The organism is Streptomyces gelaticus (assembly GCF_014649535.1).
In the GTDB taxonomy this organism is placed as follows: Bacteria; Actinomycetota; Actinomycetes; order Streptomycetales; family Streptomycetaceae; genus Streptomyces; species Streptomyces gelaticus.
The window spans coordinates 180,124-195,433 of record NZ_BMTF01000013.1 but is presented as its reverse complement, the minus strand read 5'-3'; the positions used below and the strand labels follow the sequence as shown (position 1 = coordinate 195,433).

Genomic DNA, 15,310 nt, shown 5'->3' with positions numbered 1-15,310 from the left:
CCCAACGCCCCGAGCCCGCCGAACTGCTCGCCCGCTTCCGCCGGGACCAGACCGGGATGCCGTCCACGCGGAGCGGGAGCCGCTGGCTGCCGCCGGCCTGGACGACGCTGATCGGGGAGTACGCGGCCCAGGGCCGGGAACTCGCCCGCACGAGCCGGACCGCCCGGGAAGCTCCCACCGTGGACCAGCGCACGGGCGCGGTGCCGCCGCCGGGTCCCACCCGGATGTACACGGCGGAGCGCGAACGCGCGGGGAAGCGGGCCGCGCGGGAGCGGATGCAGCGGGAACGGGAGCGGGAGCGGATGCAGCGGGAGAAGGCCGCGCAGGAGCGCGCCGCGCGGGAGCGGGCCGCGCGGCGCGCCCGTGCCTCTTCGGCGCGCCCGGCCCCGGCCCCGTCGAGGCCCCGGCCCGCACCCGCACCGGCGCCCGTGCCGCCGAAGAAGTCGTCCACCTCGGCGGGCTGGCTGCTCGTCCCGCTCCTCTTCTTCGTGTTCGTGGTCTGGCGCCCCTGGGAGGTGCCCGGCACGGCGAGCACCAGCAGCACATCGAGCACCGGCAGCGCGTACGGCTCTCCGTCGAGCCGGACCACGGTGCCCACCCCCACCCCGACCGCCGACGCCACGGACCGGGCCTTCCGGGTCGTACGCAGCGGCCACTGCCTCAACGCCTACGCCGACGGGCACGGGAACTGGAATTCCACGGTGCCCCTCCCGGTCGACTGCGACTCCGCCAACGCGTATGTCTTCGTCACCCAGGCCTACTCGACCGGCGGTACCCCCGATCCCTGCCCTTCCGGGAACGGCCGCGGCAGGTGGTATCACCCGGCGAAGGACGGCATGAACACGACGCTGTGTGTGACGCGTCAGTTCCGCAAGGGCCAGTGCTTCCCCGCCGATCTGAAGGGCAACGGAGACGCCGATCTGCTGGTGGTCTGGAGCTGCAACGCCGACAAGGTGCCTGTCGCGGGCCAGTCGATCGCGCAGATCACCGGCTACTTCCGGGCGCCCGGGTCGTACAGCGGCCAGATCTGTCCGACCAGCGGCGGGCAGCGCTACTGGTACTGGAAGGTGGACGACGGCAAGAACATCGTCTGCGTCAGCCCGGCCTGATCCGGACCGATCCGGGCGACAGCTCCTGGATCACCGGGCTGAGCAGCGCCGCCACCGCGAACCCCGCGACCGACAGGACCGTCCAGGACTTCAGGGTGTCGCGCTCGGGGTCAGCTGGTTCAGCCGAGGACCGCGAGCGCGTCGATCTCGATCAGCAGGCCCTTGGGCAGGCCGACGTAGACCGTCGTGCGGGCGGCGGGGGCCGCCTTGAGGTTCTGCTCGGCGAAGTAGGAGTTGTAGATCTCGTTCATCTCGGCGAAGTGGTCCACGTCCGTGAGGTAGACGCGCATCATCATCACGTCGTCCCAGCTCGCGCCGCCCTCCTCCAAGATCGCCTTGACGTTGGCGAAGGTCTGGAGGGTCTGCTCGCGGAGTGTCGGACCGGCGGGGGTCGGGGCCTGGCCCTCGACCGCGGGCAGGAAGCCGACCTGGCCGGCGACCTGGAGGATGTTCCCCTTCTTCACCCCGTGCGAGAACTTCGCGGGGGGCGTGGTGTGGGTGCTCGGGGTGAGGGCGATCTTCTCGGTCATGGCTCTTCAGGCTTTCTCGGGTCGGGTGGTGCCGGAGTACTCCCGGCTGATGGAGTCGGCGGTGCGGCGCACCAGCGGGAGCAGGGTGAGGAGTTCCTCGGCCGTGACGACGACGTTGGGCGCGGAGACCGACATCGCGGCGACGACCCGCCCGTCCGCCCCTCGGATGGGGGCGCCGATGCAGTTGATGGACTCCTCGTGGCCGCCGAGGTCGGTGGCCCAGCCCTGTTCGCGGACGACGGTGAGCTCCTTGAGGAAGGCACCGGCGTTCGGGGTCGAACGGGACGTGTACATGGGGTAGTCGAGCTTCTCCGCGACGGCGCGCCGCTCCGGCTCGGAGAGGTCGGCGAGGAGCAGCTTGGCGACGGCGGCGACGGTGATCGCGACGGGCTTGCCGATCCGCGAGTACATCCTGACCGGGTAGCGGCTCTCGACCTTGTCGATGTAGAGGACCTCCTGCTCCTCGTACACCGCGAGATGCACGGTGTGACCGCAGCTCTCGTTGAGTTCGACGAGGTGGGGGTGGGCGATCTCCCGTACGTCGAGGTTCTCGACGGCCTCCTGCGCGAGGGCGAAGAGGCGGGCGCCTAGGCGGTAGCGCTGGTCCTGCTGGCGGTAGACGAGTCCGTGCTCGTGGAGCGTACGGAGCAGACGCAGCGCCGTGGACTTGTGGACGCCGAGCCGCTCGGCGACCTGGCCGAGGTCGGCGGGTCCCTGGGCGAGCAGCGGCAGGATGCTCAGCGCCCGGTCGACGGTCTGGCTCATGTCGTACGTACCTCCTGGTCGTCCCCCGTCCACCCGGGGCCGAGACGAAGTCTCCCCCAGGCCTCGTCGTCCAGTGCGGCAAGGGCGTCGGCGTGCGCGCGGGCCGGCGGGCCGGTGAGGTCGCCGGGGACGGTGAGGACGGCGGCGGCCATGAGGTGGCCGTGCCGGACGCGGTCGCGTACGGGGAGGCCGCGGAGGGTCGCGGAGAGGAACCCGGCGGCGAAGGCGTCGCCGGCGCCGACGGGTGCGACGACGTCCACGCGCAGGGCGGGGACGGTGGTGACGCCGTCGGCGCCGGAGAAGACCGTCGCGCCCTCCGCGCCCCGCTTCACGACCAGTACGGACGGCTCCGGCAGCGCCGCGCGGATCGCCTCCGCGCCCGTCACCCCCCATGCCTCCTCCGCCTCGTCCTCGCCGACGAAGACCAGGTCGCTGCGGCGGGCCAGTTCGAGAAGCACCTGGGGGGACGCGTCGGCGTCGCGCCACAGGCCGGGCCGGTGGTTGACGTCGAAGGAGACCAGCGGGCGGCCGGGCCGGGGCGCGGTCAGGTCGTGGAGCAGGTCCAGGCAGTCGGCGGAGAGCGCCGCGGTGATACCGGACAGGTGCAGGACCCTGGCCACGGGGAGCGTCTCGTACGGGGTGTTCCGCGGCGACATCGCGGAGGCGGCGGAGCCGGCCCGGTAGTAGGCGACCTCGTGCACATCGGTGGCCCGGTCGGTCGCGGTGCGGAAGTAGATCCCGGTGGGCCGCGAGGGGTCGCGCCGCACTCCGGAGGTGTCGACGCCGTATCCGGCGATCGCCTCGACGAGGTGGTCGCCGAACCCGTCGGCGCCGACCCGGCTGACCCAGGCCGCCCGGTGTCCGGCGGCGGCCAGCGCGCAGGCAACATTGGACTCGGCGCCGCCGATGCCGCGACCGAAGGAGGGTACGTCGGCGAGGCGTCCGGGCTGCGACGGCAGGAACGTCACCATGGACTCGCCGAGGCACACGACTTCGGCGGCCGCGGCGGCGTCGGCGGTCCTGGTCTGGGTTCCGGACACTCGGGGCTCCTCGCGGGTTCGGTGCTGCGGTTCGGGGCGTGGCGGGGGTGGCACGCCATTGACCCGGCGTCGGCTCGGATGTTAGACACCCCTGAGCGACATACGCAATGGGTGTTGCATATGATGCAACAACGACTTCGATCGAGGAGGCCCCCTTGGCCGCCGACCGTCCTGTGTCCGGACTCGCCGACGAGCCGGTCGACCACCGCTTCAAGGCACTCCCGCCCGACGCGGAGGGCCTGACCGTCGGCGCCCTCGCCGCCGAGCGGCGCAACCTCTTCACCGGCGGCTTCACCACCCCGGTGCTCGCCCTGTCCGCCGAGTCGGTCGAGCACAACCTGGCCCTCCTGGAGACATACGCGCAGCGCCACGGGCTCGCGTTCGCCCCGCACGGCAAGACCTCCATGTCCCCGCAGCTCTTCGCCCGCCAGTTGGAGCACGGCGCCTGGGGCATCACCGCGGCCGTGCCGCACCAGGCGCGGGTCTACCGGGCGTACGGAATCCGGCGGATCTTCCTCGCCAACGAACTCGTCGACGCCGCGGCCCTGCGCTGGCTGGCCGCCGAGCTGGACGCCGACCCGGAGTTCCGCTTCGTCTGCTACGTCGACTCCGTGCGCGGCGTGGAGCTGATGGACGGTGCGCTGCGCGCGGCGGGCGCCTCCCGCCCCGTCGACGTCGTGGTGGAACTGGGCGCGGGCGAGGGTGCGCGCACCGGTGTCCGCACCGAGGCCGAGTGCGCGGCGGTGGCCGACGCGGTGGCGGCGACCGGGACGCTGCGCCTGGTGGGCGTGGCCGGTTACGAGGCCGAGGTGCCGGACGCGTCCGGCGAGCGGGTACGGGACTGGCTGCGCCGGCTCGTCGCGCTGGCCGTCGGCTTCGACCGCGCGGGGCGCTTCGCGGCCGACGAGGAGATCGTGATCAGTGCGGGCGGCAGTGCGTGGTTCGACGCGGTGGCGGATGTGTTCGCACAGATCCCGGAGCTGTCCGCGCCGGTGCTGAAGCTGCTGCGCTCGGGCGCCTATGTCTCGCACGACGACGGCCGTTACCGCCGTCTGACCCCGTTCAACCGGGTGCCGGAGGAGGGTGAGCTGCAGCCCGCCTTCCGGTTGTGGGCGCAGGTCGTGTCGCGCCCGTCCGCCGATCAGGCGTTCCTCAACGCGGGCAAGCGGGACGCCGCGTACGACCTCGACCTTCCCGAGGCGCAGGTCGTACGGTCCGGCCGGGACGGCGCGGTCCGGCCCGCGGCGGGTCTCTCGGTCACCGGTCTGTCGGACCAGCACACCTGGGTGCGTACGGAGCCGGGTGCGGAGCTGGAGGTCGGCGACTGGGTGGGGATGGGCCTGTCGCATCCGTGCACCAGCTTCGACAAGTGGCAGCTGATTCCGCTGGTCGCGGCGGACGGGACGGTCACGGACTACATCCGCACGTTCTTCTGACACCTGCGTCCGGCAGTCGCGGGAGGGGGAGCTGCCCTGCGGGGTGTTCCCCCCTGCCCGCCCCTTCCCGTAACCGGGGGCTCCGCCCCCGGACCCCCCGCTCCTCAATCGCCGGAGAGGCTTGATTTTGCTCCTCGGCCGCCGCAGGGGCCTGAACTGGAGCCTCCATGGACCTGGTCATCCGCAACGCCCACGTCGTCGACGGCACCGGCACCCCCGGCCGCCTCGCCGACGTGGGCATCCGGGACGGCCGGATCGCGGAGATCCGCCCCGAGAACGGCTCCGGGCCGCGCCCCTCCGGCCGCCGTGTCCTCGACGCCGACGGGCTGGCCCTCTCGCCCGGCTTCATCGACATGCACGCGCACAGCGACCTCGCGCTGCTCCGCGACCCGGACCACAGCGCCAAGGCCGCGCAGGGCGTCACCCTCGAAGTCCTCGGCCAGGACGGACTTTCGTACGCCCCGGTCGACGACCGGACGCTCGCCGAGGTCCGCCGCTCCATCACCGGCTGGAACGGCAACGGCGACGACATCGACTTCGACTGGCGCACGGTCGGCGAGTACCTGGACCGCCTGGACCGCAACTTCGACGGCCGGGGCATCGCGGTCAACGCCGCCTACCTGATCCCGCAGGGCACGGTCCGGATGTACGCGGTGGGCTGGGAGGACCGCCCCGCCACCGGGGCCGAACTGGCCCGGATGAAGGAACTCGTCGCCCAGGGCATGGCGGAAGGCGCGGTCGGCATGTCCTCCGGCCTCACGTACACCCCCGGCATGTACGCCGACGACGCCGAACTCACCGAGCTGTGCCGGGTGGTGGCCGAGTACGACGGCTACTACTGCCCGCACCACCGCTCGTACGGGGCGGGCGCGCTCGGCGCGTACGAGGAGATGGTGCAGCTCACCGGGAACGCGGGCTGCGCCCTCCACCTCGCCCACGCCACCATGAACTTCGGCGTGAACAAGGACAGGGCACCCGAGCTGCTGGCCCTGCTCGACCGGGCCCTCGACGCGGGCGCCGACATCTCCCTCGACACCTACCCGTACACCCCCGGCTGCACGACCCTCGTCGCGATGCTGCCGGGCTGGGCGAGCGAGGGCGGGCCCGAGCCGGTCCTCGCCCGGCTCGCGGACGACGCGACGGCGGAACGGATCCGGCACCACTTGGAGGTGCTGGGCTCGGACGGCTGCCACGGCGTGCCGATCGAGTGGGACACCATCGAGATCTCGGGGGTCGGCACGCCCGCACTCGCCGACCACGTCGGGCGCACGGTCGCCGAGTCAGCCCGGCTGCGCGGCGAGGCGCCGTGGGTGACCGCGCGCAGGCTGCTCGTCGAGGACCGGCTCGGATCGACGATCCTCCAGCACGTGGGCCACGAGGAGAACGTCCGGCAGATCATGCGCCACCGGGTGCACACCGGGGGCAGCGACGGCATCCTCCAGGGCGACAAGCCGCACCCGCGCGCCTACGGCACGTTCCCGCAGTATCTCGGCCGGTACGTACGGGAGTTGGGCACCCTGTCGCTGGAGGAGTGCGTCGCCCACCTCACCTCGCGCCCGGCCCGGCGGCTGCGTCTGACCGACCGGGGGTACGTCCGCGAGGGCTACCGCGCCGACCTGGTCCTCTTCGATCCGGCGACGGTGGCGGCGGGCTCCACGTTCGAGGAGCCGCGCACGCTGCCGGCCGGCATCCCGCACGTACTGATCGACGGCCGGTTCGTCATCGAGGACGGCCGCCGCACCCAGACACTGGCGGGCCGGGCCGTCCGGGGAACGGGGCCCGCCCGGGGCGGCCTATGAGGCCCCCTCCCCCGCCTGCTCCTTCGCCCAGGCCAGGTCCTCCTCGGTCGGGGCGTCGTCCTGGGTGAGGCTGCGCCGCCAGTACCCGCTGAACTGCACGGCCTCCCGGGGCAGCCCGCGCTCCTCGACCAGATGGCGGCGCAGGGCCCGTACCGCCCCCGCCTCACCGGCCAGCCACGCGGCCCCGGACCCGGCGGGCAGCCGGGCCGCGCGCACCGCGTCCGGCAACGACCCGCCCCGGTCCCGGTGCACCCAGTGGACGGTCACGTCACCGGGCGGGCCGAGCGGCTGCTCCTCCGCCGCGTCGGCGACCTCGGCCCAGACGAGCGCCCGCGTCCCGGCCGGCAGGGACTCCAGCAGGGTCGCGATCGCGGGGAGCGCCGTCTCGTCACCGGCCAGCAGCAGCCAGTCGGCGACGGGCAGCGGCCGGGCGTACAGCGAGGACGGGCCGACCATGCCGAGCACATCGCCCAGGCGCGCGTCCCGTCCCCAGCGGGCGGCGGGCCCGTCGTCGCCATGAAGGACGAAGTCGACCGCCATGACGTCCCGTCGGCGGTCGTACCCGCGAACGGTGAAGCTCCGCATCAGCGGCCGTTCGGCCTCGGGGATCGCGAGGTACGCCTCGTACCACCGCATGCCGTACGTATCGTCGGCGTCCGGCTCCGGCAGCCGGGGCACTCTCTGCCCCTCCCTCGGGAAGCAGAGCTTCATCTGCTGGTCGGGCCGGTCCTCCATCAGCTCCGCCAGCGCGTCCCCGGCGAAGGTGACGCGCGCCGTCCGCGGAGTGATCCGGTCCACACCGACGACCCGCACATACGAAACGGTCAACGCCTGCCCCATCGCGGTTCCCGCCCTCTCCGACTGATAATTTACGCCGTAAGGAATTACCTGGACGACAATACTTTACGACGTAAGGAGTCACCAGTGGTGGTCTTTGCCGGACAGGGCGACGCCCGCCGTTCGATGTCCCTGCTCTGGCGCTCCGACCTGCCGGAGCAGCAGGACCGGCGCCCCGGTCCCGGCCCCAGGCCGGGGCTGAGCGTCGACGCGATCGTGACCGCCGCGATCGCCGTCGCGGACGAGGCGGGCATGGCCTCGCTGTCGATGCGCGCGGTGGGCGAGCGGCTCGGGCGCACGGCGATGGCGCTCTACACCTACGTCCCGAGCAAGAGCGAGCTGCTGGACCTGATGTACGACGCGGTCCACGCCGAGCTGCCCATGGAGTACGACCACTCCGGCAACTGGCGTGCGGGGCTGACCGATTGGGCGCGCGACACGCTGGAATTCCACCTCCGCCACCCCTGGGTGCTCCAGGTCTCCCAGGCCCGTCCGGTCCTCGGCCCGCACGAGTACGCGGCACTGGACACCCTCGTACGCCTGCTGGACGCGACCGGCCTCGAAGCGCACCTGCTGCGGCGGCTGGTCGGCACACTGTCCCACTTCGTCCGCGGCTGCGCCGGCACGGTCGCCGAGGCCCGGCAGGCCGCGGCGGCGACGGGCGAGTCGGACGAGGAGTGGTGGTTCGCCCGCTCGGCGCTACTGGGCGAGGTGGCCCCGGACTTCGCGGAGCGCTATCCGAGCCTGATGGCGATGGAGACCGGTTCCGCCCCGCATCCACCGGCCCCCGAGCCCACACCCGGAGAGGATGCGGCGCCGTACCTGGAGCGGGAGGCGAGGGAGACGTTCGAGGTCGGGCTCGGGGTGCTGCTCGACGGGATCGAGGCGGCGATCGGCCGCACGACGACGCCGTGAACCGCGAACGGTGGAACACGAACCGTAAATCGCGAAACGTGAACCGCCGCCGCGGCACCCAGTGGCGGGCATCACGGCGGCGACGGGACCTCTCACACGGTCACGGCTTGGGCAGTGCACACCCCGCACGATCGAGGTCGAACTTGTTGCCGGTGCCGATGCACGGCACGATGCCGTACGTCTGCTGGGCGTAGTTGATGCCCTCGCGCACCGTCACATTGCCGTTCTCGTCGACCTCGCACGGGTTGTTGTCCGTGCACTCCTGGCCGTCCTCATTGCCGGTGTTGTTGACGGCGACGACCTTGCCGGTCGCGTTGTCGATCACCGGGGAGCCGGACGTACCGCCGATGGTCTGGCAGGCGGAGGTGTAGCGGACCGAGTCCTTCCAGGTCCACTCCCCTTCCTTGAGGCGGTAGACGAAGCCGTCGACATTGCAGGAGTACGTGCGCTTCCAGTACCCCGACACGACGGTGATCGCGGTGCCCTGGACCGGGTGCGCGGTGTTGAGCTCCAGCGCCTTGATGCCGTACTTGCTCTCGATCTGGGCGTAGGTGCTGGTGAGTTGGTACACCGATATGTCGGTGTCGGTCATCGTCCCGTACGCGATCTTGCTCGCCCGGAGGGTGCCGACACCGGTGCCCGATGCGTTCAGCAGGGTGAAGCTGCGGGTGGACGGCTGGTTGAACACGACCTCGCCGGGGCCCGGGAATCCCGTCTCCATGCAGTGCCCGTTGGAGAGCACGAGCGCGGGGTCGCCGGGCTGGGAGTCCGGGGTGCGGACGACGGAGCCGGAACAGTTGCTGAGCGCCACGGTCCCGGCGAAGTTGACCGCCTTGGGCCGGACCTTCTCCTTGACCGCGGTGGGCGCCGCCGCTTCATGGCCGGTTGCCGCGGTTGCGGGCGCGACACCTGCCCCGAGGAGCAGAACGGCGAACAGCGCACCGACGAGAGGCTTCTTCATGTGGGGGTCCCCTCCAGTGACCTGGGCAGGGTCCTGATGGCCCCCGCCCACCGAAGTTTCCTTCGGATTTGACATGCGCATGTTGGCGCACGGAGAGGACCCCCACAAGGGGCGGTTTCAAGCCACCCGAACCCCGGGGCTCGTCAGTTGGCGTCGGACTCCACCGGAATCCACAGCTCGGCCGAGGCCTCCCCCGCGACCGGGGACGGCCCGACGCGCAGGATCTCGGGACCGGGCCTGCTCCGGTACGGATTGGACGGGAACCACTGGGTGAACACGTCCCGCCACAGGTACTGGAGCGCCTCCGGGTAGGGCCCGGAGTTCTCGAAGACGGCCCAGGTGCCCGCCGCGACCACCAGCACGTCGAGGTCGTCGGACACGTCCCGAATACCCGTCACCACAGCGTGGTAGTAGTCGAATTCGGTCCCCTCCGCACGGCTCGGCGCGAGGTCGTCGCTGACCTGGACGATGCCCTCCGGCTGCTGGTCGGACAGCGTCGCGATGCGCGCCACGGTCTCCTTGCCGATACTCCGGATGAACTCGGCGATGGCCGGGTTGACCCCCTCGTGCACCAGGGGAACCCGTGCCTTCCTGCCGGCCACCCGGAACTCGCCCTTCTTCACGATCCGGTACTCCATACTGCTGCTCCCTTCGACCACGAGACGGAAGGACATCCGGGGCTGCGACCGCAGAACCGCACCGGCCCGCCGGGCCTCGCCCGGACCGACACCGTGCATGGCACGGAATGCCCGCGCGAACGCCTCGCCCGAGGAGTAGCCGTGGCGCACGGCGACCTCCAGCAACGTCCGCTCCCCGCTGAGCACTTCTGCGCCCGCGAGCGTCAGCCGCCTGCGCCGTACGTACTCCGACAGCGGCATCCCGGCCAGCGCGGAGAACATCCGCCGGAAGTGGTACTCCGATGTCATGGCGATCCGGGCCAGCTCGGCCGCCTCGATCTCCTGATCGAGGCGGCTCTCGATGTACTCCATGGCCTGGTTCAGCTCCTCCAGCACCCCGGCCTCCTTCCCTTGCGAGCACCCACGCTAGGAACCACGCACCCCTGCGGGCCCGACATCCTGTGCCCAGTGCGGTCGGGTCGGGTACAGCGGCGCTCCGAAGCGGGCCAGGCAGTGCCAGACCTTCTTCAGCGACTGGAGGTCGTGGCGGCCGGAGCGGGCGGCGCCACCGATGATCCGCGGGTCGAGGAGGCCGTCCTCGGCGATCTCGGCGCCGAGCTCGACGAACTCCGCTCCCCGGTAGTCGGAGTGACGCCGCAACTGCTCGACGGTCAGCCGGAATCCCGTGTGCCACTCCGTACGGCAGGGAAGCCGGCGGGCCGCCTCCTCGACCGGGGTGGACCGGTAGCAGGGGTCGAGCACCAGGGCCTCCACATGGCGGTCGAGGACGACCGGGCCGTGGATCTGCGCCTCGATGTAGTCGTCGAGCGCGTCCCGGTCGTCGTCTTCGGCCAGCTCGATGAGATGCATCCCGGACGCGACACCGAAGTCCACCGGCTCGGCCGCGCTGTCCGGGTAGCAGAAGGTGGCACGCGGGAGGGTGTCCGCGGTCAGGTCGCGACCCTGGCCGGCGCACAGGCTGATCGCCCGCAGCGGGCCGGAAGGTGCGGTGTCCAGGGCGTCCCGGATCCGGTCCTGGACGGCCCGCAGCCGCCGCGCCAGCCATGACTCGGGGACGTCGAATGCGTCGTGCCACGCCTGCCAGTCCATGGCCGGGACCCTACGACGGGCGCGTCGAGCACGTCATGCGAGTTCCGCCGGGGACGTAACCCGGCCGACCGGCAGCCGCCGGGCTGCGCGGTCTCCGCCGCGGCCGCCTCCCTCGACAGCTGCGGCAGACTTCGGCATCCGCCTTCCCCCGGGCACCCGGCTGCCGCAGCGACGGAAGCCGGGCCTCGGACACTGCGGGGCGCGGACACTCATCCCGCCTCCGCGCCCGCACGTCCCTCGGTCAGCCACGTCGTGGCGCATCTCACCCTTCCGTGTCCGTCACGCCCCTGTTCCACCGCATTCGAAGCCCCCTCGCCGTCCCCGCCCGGCGTTCCCACGGTGCCGGGCGGTGGGGGCATGGCGATGGAAGACGGGGACGGCACCCGGGTGGGGCAAGCGGAGGGGAAGGACCGGGCAGCGCGCGAGGCACGGTCGTAAGCTCCCAGACATGCAGGTGATCCAGTCCACGAAGCTCGCCAACGTCTGTTACGAAATCCGGGGCCCCGTGCTCGAGGAGGCGATGCGGCTGGAGGCGGCCGGTCACCGCATCCTCAAGCTGAACACCGGCAACCCTGCCGCGTTCGGGTTCGAGTGCCCGCCCGAGATTCTCGAGGACATACTGCGCAACCTCTCGGGGGCGCACGGCTACGGCGACGCGAAGGGGCTGCTGTCCGCGCGGCGGGCGGTGATGCAGCACTACCAGACCAAGGGGATCGACCTCGACGTCGAGGACATCTACCTGGGCAACGGTGTCTCCGAGCTGATCCAGATGTCGATGCAGGCGCTGCTCGACGACGGCGACGAGGTCCTCGTACCGGCCCCGGACTACCCGCTGTGGACCGCTTCGGTCTCACTGGCCGGCGGCACGGCCGTGCACTACCGGTGCGACGAGCAGTCCGACTGGATGCCGGACCTCGCCGATGTCGAGCGGAAGATCACCGACCGCACCAAGGCCCTCGTGATCATCAACCCGAACAACCCGACGGGTGCGGTGTACGACGACGAGATGCTGCGCGGGCTGACGGAGATCGCCCGGCGCCACAATCTGGTGGTCTGCTCCGACGAGATCTACGACCGGATCCTGTACGACGGCGCGACCCACACCCCGACCGCGACGATCGCACCCGATCTGATGGTGCTGACCTTCAACGGGCTCTCCAAGAACTACCGGGTGGCCGGCTACCGGTCGGGGTGGCTGGCGGTCTGCGGTCCGAAGGCGCATGCCTCCTCGTACATCGAGGGGCTGACGATCCTCGCCAATATGCGGCTGTGCGCCAATATGCCCTCGCAGTACGCCGTGGCCACCGCACTGGGCGGGCGGCAGTCGATCGACGACCTGGTACTGCCGGGCGGGCGGATCCTGGAGCAGCGGGACGCGGCGTACGAGCTGCTGACGCGGATCCCGGGTGTGAGCTGCGTGAAGCCGAAGGGGGCGCTGTATCTCTTCCCGCGTCTCGATCCCAAGGTCTACAAGATCAAGGACGACCGGCAGATGGTGCTCGATCTGCTGCGTGCCGAGAAGATCATGGTCGTGCACGGTACGGGGTTCAACTGGCCGGAGCCCGATCACTTCCGGGTCGTGACGCTGCCGTCGACCGAGGATCTGACGGACGCGGTGAACCGGATCGCCCACTTCCTGGACGGGTACGGCCAGCCGTAGGACCGGGCCCGCACGCTCCCCGCCGATTCCACGGAGACCGGAATCGATCGCGGATAACTTTAGACTGAATCCAATGTAGGATGGTTCCACTGCAACACCAGGAGGCCATCCATGTACGAACCGATCCGCACCAAATCGGTCCACACACCGGACGACCACGCCGACGACTTCCCGCACCGCTCACGCGAGGAAGAGCTGGACATCCAGCTCGCCGGACACCTGGCCGCGCTCCTCGCGGTCACCGACGAGCTGGGCCTCGGCGAGGCGGGCGACCGCGTCGCCGAACAGGTCGCCAGGCTGCGCGGCGCGCCGCCCGCCCGGCACGCCGGCCGGACCGGCGCATCCGCACCGGCGCTGCACCGCCGCGCCCACGCCCTCGCGGGCCGCGCCCTGGTGGTGGCCGCGTCCCGCGCCGACACGGCCGTCGCGATTCTCGCGGCCGAGCGCATGGACGCCCACACCGCGGCGCTCGCCGCCGCCCCCGCCGCCCCGCTGGTCGGCGCACACTGACGGCCCCGGTCCGCGGGCCGTCGAGGCGCGTGGACCGGGTGCCACTCATCGCTCCGGCCCATGGGCCACTGTTCCGGTCCCCGTTGCAGTGGGAGGTCGAGGGGTCGGCCACCGCGCCGCGGGAGGGAGGCGGAGGCCCGGCGTCGGCAGACCCACACCCGCTGTCCGGAGGACCGGGGCCGGAACGGGCAGGACCCGTCCCGGCCCGCGGGCCGAAGTGCCTGCGGCTACCGTCAGCTGCGCACCCGCACCGTCGCCGACGCCGTCGATCCGCTGTGCAGGGCGTCGCCGGCGTAGCCGACCTCGTACGTCACCTCACCGGTGGCCCGGGGCAGGTCGTTGATGGTGAACGTGCCGTCCGCGGCGACGGCGGCCGATGTCAGGGTGCCGGTGCCCTTCCGGTCGGTGCGCACCACGGACAGCGTGATCCCGGCGGGCAGCGCCCGCCCCTGGCCGGTCAGGGTGCCGGTGATCGTCAGCCCGGCGCTCTTCGTCGCCTCCGCCGGAGCCGTGAGGGCGATGGCCGTCGGGGCCTTGTCGACCGTGACGGTGAGCGTGGTGTCCTCGGCCGGGCGGTGGGTGACGTCACCGGTGAACGAGACGGTGTAGGTGGCGTCGCCGACCAGCGACGGGACATCGAGGACGGTGAACGATCCGTCGGCATCGACCTCGACGGGGGCGAGCTTGCGGTCGCCGTTCGCGTCGTGCCGTACCGCCGTCACCCTGACCGGTTCGGCGGGCGCGGGCCCGTCCAGCTCCAGCCGGCCCCTGATCCCGACCGGTTCGCCGACGACGGGCCGGCCCGGGGTGGTGGTGAGCGTGCCGGTGAAGCGGGAGTCGTACTGGGCGGCCGGCGGCTGGATGACATGCAGCCAGAACTCGTTGCCGTAGGTGTTGGTGGTGACGGCGAACAGACGCGAGCCGTCCTTCGACCAGCCGAGCCCGCGCGGCGCGATCCGGTCCCCGTCGAGCGCGCCCTCGAAGGCGAACTCCAGCGGGGCCCTGCCGACGGCCGGGTCGGCCGGCTGCACGAGCAGATCGACCGTGCTCCCGGTCGCGGCGGCGCCCCGCGCTATGTAGGTGCCGTCGCCGCTGAAGGCGACCGCGGACGCCTTCGCCCCCTCGGGCAGCGGCTGGTACGCGGCCGGCGCGTCGGACAGGTCGGCGGCGTCCAGGAGCCGGGTGCCGTACGCGGCGTCGGCTACGGCGATCCGCCGGCCGTCGGGGGACTGCGCCACGTCCTTCATGTCGAGGGCGCCTTTGCCCTCGGCATCCGCGAACCGGCGCTCCGGGCCGCGCACGAGCGTGTCGCCGCTGGCGTCGAGCGTGGTGAGGAAGGGGTTGGCCTCGCCGGTGCTGCGGCTCTGCGCCATCACGATGCGGTCCGGGACCTCGGGGCCGCTCGTCAGCCGCAGCCGGCCCGCCGCGTTCCATCCGGTGTTGGTGCTCTGGTTGCCCGTCGTGCCGTACAGCCAGGTCTGGCGGTTGTCGCATTCGGTGGTGAGGTACGGCGTCTCGGTGTGCCACTGCTTACCGCCCGCGAAGGCGACGTCGCGCGGGCAGGGCACGTCGTACGCGGGGTACGTGATACCGGTGTACTCCTGCGTGACGGTGTCGTACGCGAGGATGCCCGAGGACTGCGAGACGTAGAGCGTGCCGCTGTCCGTGCTCAGGGCCATCCCGGACGGCGCGGAGGCGGTGGGCAGCGAACCCACCTTCTGGCCCTGGAAGTTGTAGACGTGCACCTGGTTCGCGTAACCGTTCCGGCGGTCGTCCGTGACGTAGACCCGCTCGTGCACCGAGTCGACGACCATCGCCGAGTACGAGGAGATCGGCAGCTTGGCCACGGTGTCACCGGGAGCCGTGCCGTCGGCCGCGAGGGCGGCGGGTGGAGCGAGTGCGGTGATCCCGGCGGTGCCGAGCGTCAGCGCGACGATCGTCGCCACGCCGCGTATGCGGTGCTGATTCCTTCTCAACTGAGTCCCCCACAGGCTCGGTTGGTCCCCGGCCGACCGAGCCGG

At 71.8% G+C, this 15,310-nt stretch carries 13 protein-coding genes and 1 pseudogene; 6 read left to right on the top strand and 8 right to left on the bottom strand.

Features of this window, described 5'->3' with window-relative positions:
* Positions 1–1,109 (top strand): annotated as a pseudogene (locus tag IE107_RS20275) (hypothetical protein); the annotation flags it as partial.
* A 119-nt stretch (positions 1,110–1,228) separates the two neighbouring features.
* Here IE107_RS20275 and IE107_RS20270 read toward each other — a convergent pair.
* The 3 genes from IE107_RS20270 to IE107_RS20260 are packed head-to-tail and all read right to left on the bottom strand — an operon-like array spanning position 1,229 to position 3,444.
* Positions 1,229–1,639, bottom strand: a complete 411-nt coding sequence (locus IE107_RS20270; RefSeq protein ID WP_189545226.1) for a RidA family protein — start codon at positions 1,637–1,639, stop codon at positions 1,229–1,231.
* 6 nt (positions 1,640–1,645) lie between these two features.
* Positions 1,646–2,404: an IclR family transcriptional regulator gene (locus IE107_RS20265; protein WP_189545225.1), complete on the bottom strand. Its 759-nt coding sequence runs from the start codon at positions 2,402–2,404 to the stop codon at positions 1,646–1,648.
* On the bottom strand, positions 2,401–3,444 hold the full coding sequence (locus tag IE107_RS20260; protein WP_189545224.1) for a sugar kinase: 1,044 nt from the start codon (positions 3,442–3,444) through the stop codon (positions 2,401–2,403). The genes IE107_RS20265 and IE107_RS20260 overlap by 4 nt, the downstream gene beginning before the upstream one ends.
* A gap of 107 nt (positions 3,445–3,551) precedes the next feature.
* Here IE107_RS20260 and IE107_RS20255 point away from each other — a divergent pair, with 107 nt between their 5' ends.
* Together IE107_RS20255 and IE107_RS20250 are read left to right on the top strand one after the other, a co-directional pair.
* Complete coding sequence (locus IE107_RS20255) at positions 3,552–4,880, top strand: alanine racemase (RefSeq protein ID WP_189545223.1); 1,329 nt, start codon at positions 3,552–3,554, stop codon at positions 4,878–4,880.
* A gap of 167 nt (positions 4,881–5,047) precedes the next feature.
* Complete coding sequence (locus IE107_RS20250) at positions 5,048–6,679, top strand: N-acyl-D-amino-acid deacylase family protein (protein ID WP_189545222.1); 1,632 nt, start codon at positions 5,048–5,050, stop codon at positions 6,677–6,679.
* Here IE107_RS20250 and IE107_RS20245 read toward each other — a convergent pair.
* Positions 6,674–7,519: a siderophore-interacting protein gene (locus IE107_RS20245; RefSeq protein WP_189545221.1), complete on the bottom strand. Its 846-nt coding sequence runs from the start codon at positions 7,517–7,519 to the stop codon at positions 6,674–6,676. The genes IE107_RS20250 and IE107_RS20245 overlap by 6 nt on opposite strands.
* 84 nt (positions 7,520–7,603) lie before the next feature.
* Between IE107_RS20245 and IE107_RS20240 the strand changes: the two genes are divergently transcribed.
* Entirely contained in the window at positions 7,604–8,431 is an 828-nt protein-coding gene (locus IE107_RS20240; protein ID WP_189545220.1) for a TetR/AcrR family transcriptional regulator C-terminal domain-containing protein, read from the top strand.
* Between the two features lie 100 nt (positions 8,432–8,531).
* Here the strand turns inward: IE107_RS20240 and IE107_RS20235 are convergent, their stop codons facing one another.
* The 3 genes from IE107_RS20235 to IE107_RS20225 all read right to left on the bottom strand — a co-directional run bounded on the left by IE107_RS20235 (position 8,532) and on the right by IE107_RS20225 (position 11,119).
* A complete protein-coding gene (locus IE107_RS20235; RefSeq protein ID WP_189545219.1) occupies positions 8,532–9,392 on the bottom strand; it encodes a S1 family peptidase in 861 nt (286 codons plus the stop codon).
* Positions 9,393–9,535: 143 nt separating this feature from the next.
* Complete coding sequence (locus IE107_RS20230) at positions 9,536–10,405, bottom strand: AraC family transcriptional regulator (protein WP_189545218.1); 870 nt, start codon at positions 10,403–10,405, stop codon at positions 9,536–9,538.
* 30 nt (positions 10,406–10,435) lie between these two features.
* Complete coding sequence (locus tag IE107_RS20225; protein WP_189545217.1) at positions 10,436–11,119, bottom strand: DUF3626 domain-containing protein; 684 nt, start codon at positions 11,117–11,119, stop codon at positions 10,436–10,438.
* A 448-nt stretch (positions 11,120–11,567) separates the two neighbouring features.
* Between IE107_RS20225 and IE107_RS20220 the strand changes: the two genes are divergently transcribed.
* Together IE107_RS20220 and IE107_RS20215 are read left to right on the top strand one after the other, a co-directional pair.
* Positions 11,568–12,779 carry a pyridoxal phosphate-dependent aminotransferase gene (locus IE107_RS20220; protein ID WP_189545216.1) on the top strand — a complete coding sequence of 404 codons (1,212 nt, stop codon included), beginning with the start codon at positions 11,568–11,570 and terminating at the stop codon, positions 12,777–12,779.
* Between the two features lie 111 nt (positions 12,780–12,890).
* Positions 12,891–13,289 carry an SCO4983 family protein gene (locus IE107_RS20215; protein WP_189545215.1) on the top strand — a complete coding sequence of 133 codons (399 nt, stop codon included), beginning with the start codon at positions 12,891–12,893 and terminating at the stop codon, positions 13,287–13,289.
* Between the two features lie 233 nt (positions 13,290–13,522).
* On the opposite strand, the gene IE107_RS20210 is transcribed toward IE107_RS20215, so the two are convergent.
* Positions 13,523–15,235 carry an NHL repeat-containing protein gene (locus IE107_RS20210; RefSeq protein ID WP_229867113.1) on the bottom strand — a complete coding sequence of 571 codons (1,713 nt, stop codon included), beginning with the start codon at positions 15,233–15,235 and terminating at the stop codon, positions 13,523–13,525.
* Positions 15,236–15,310 lie beyond the last annotated feature (75 nt).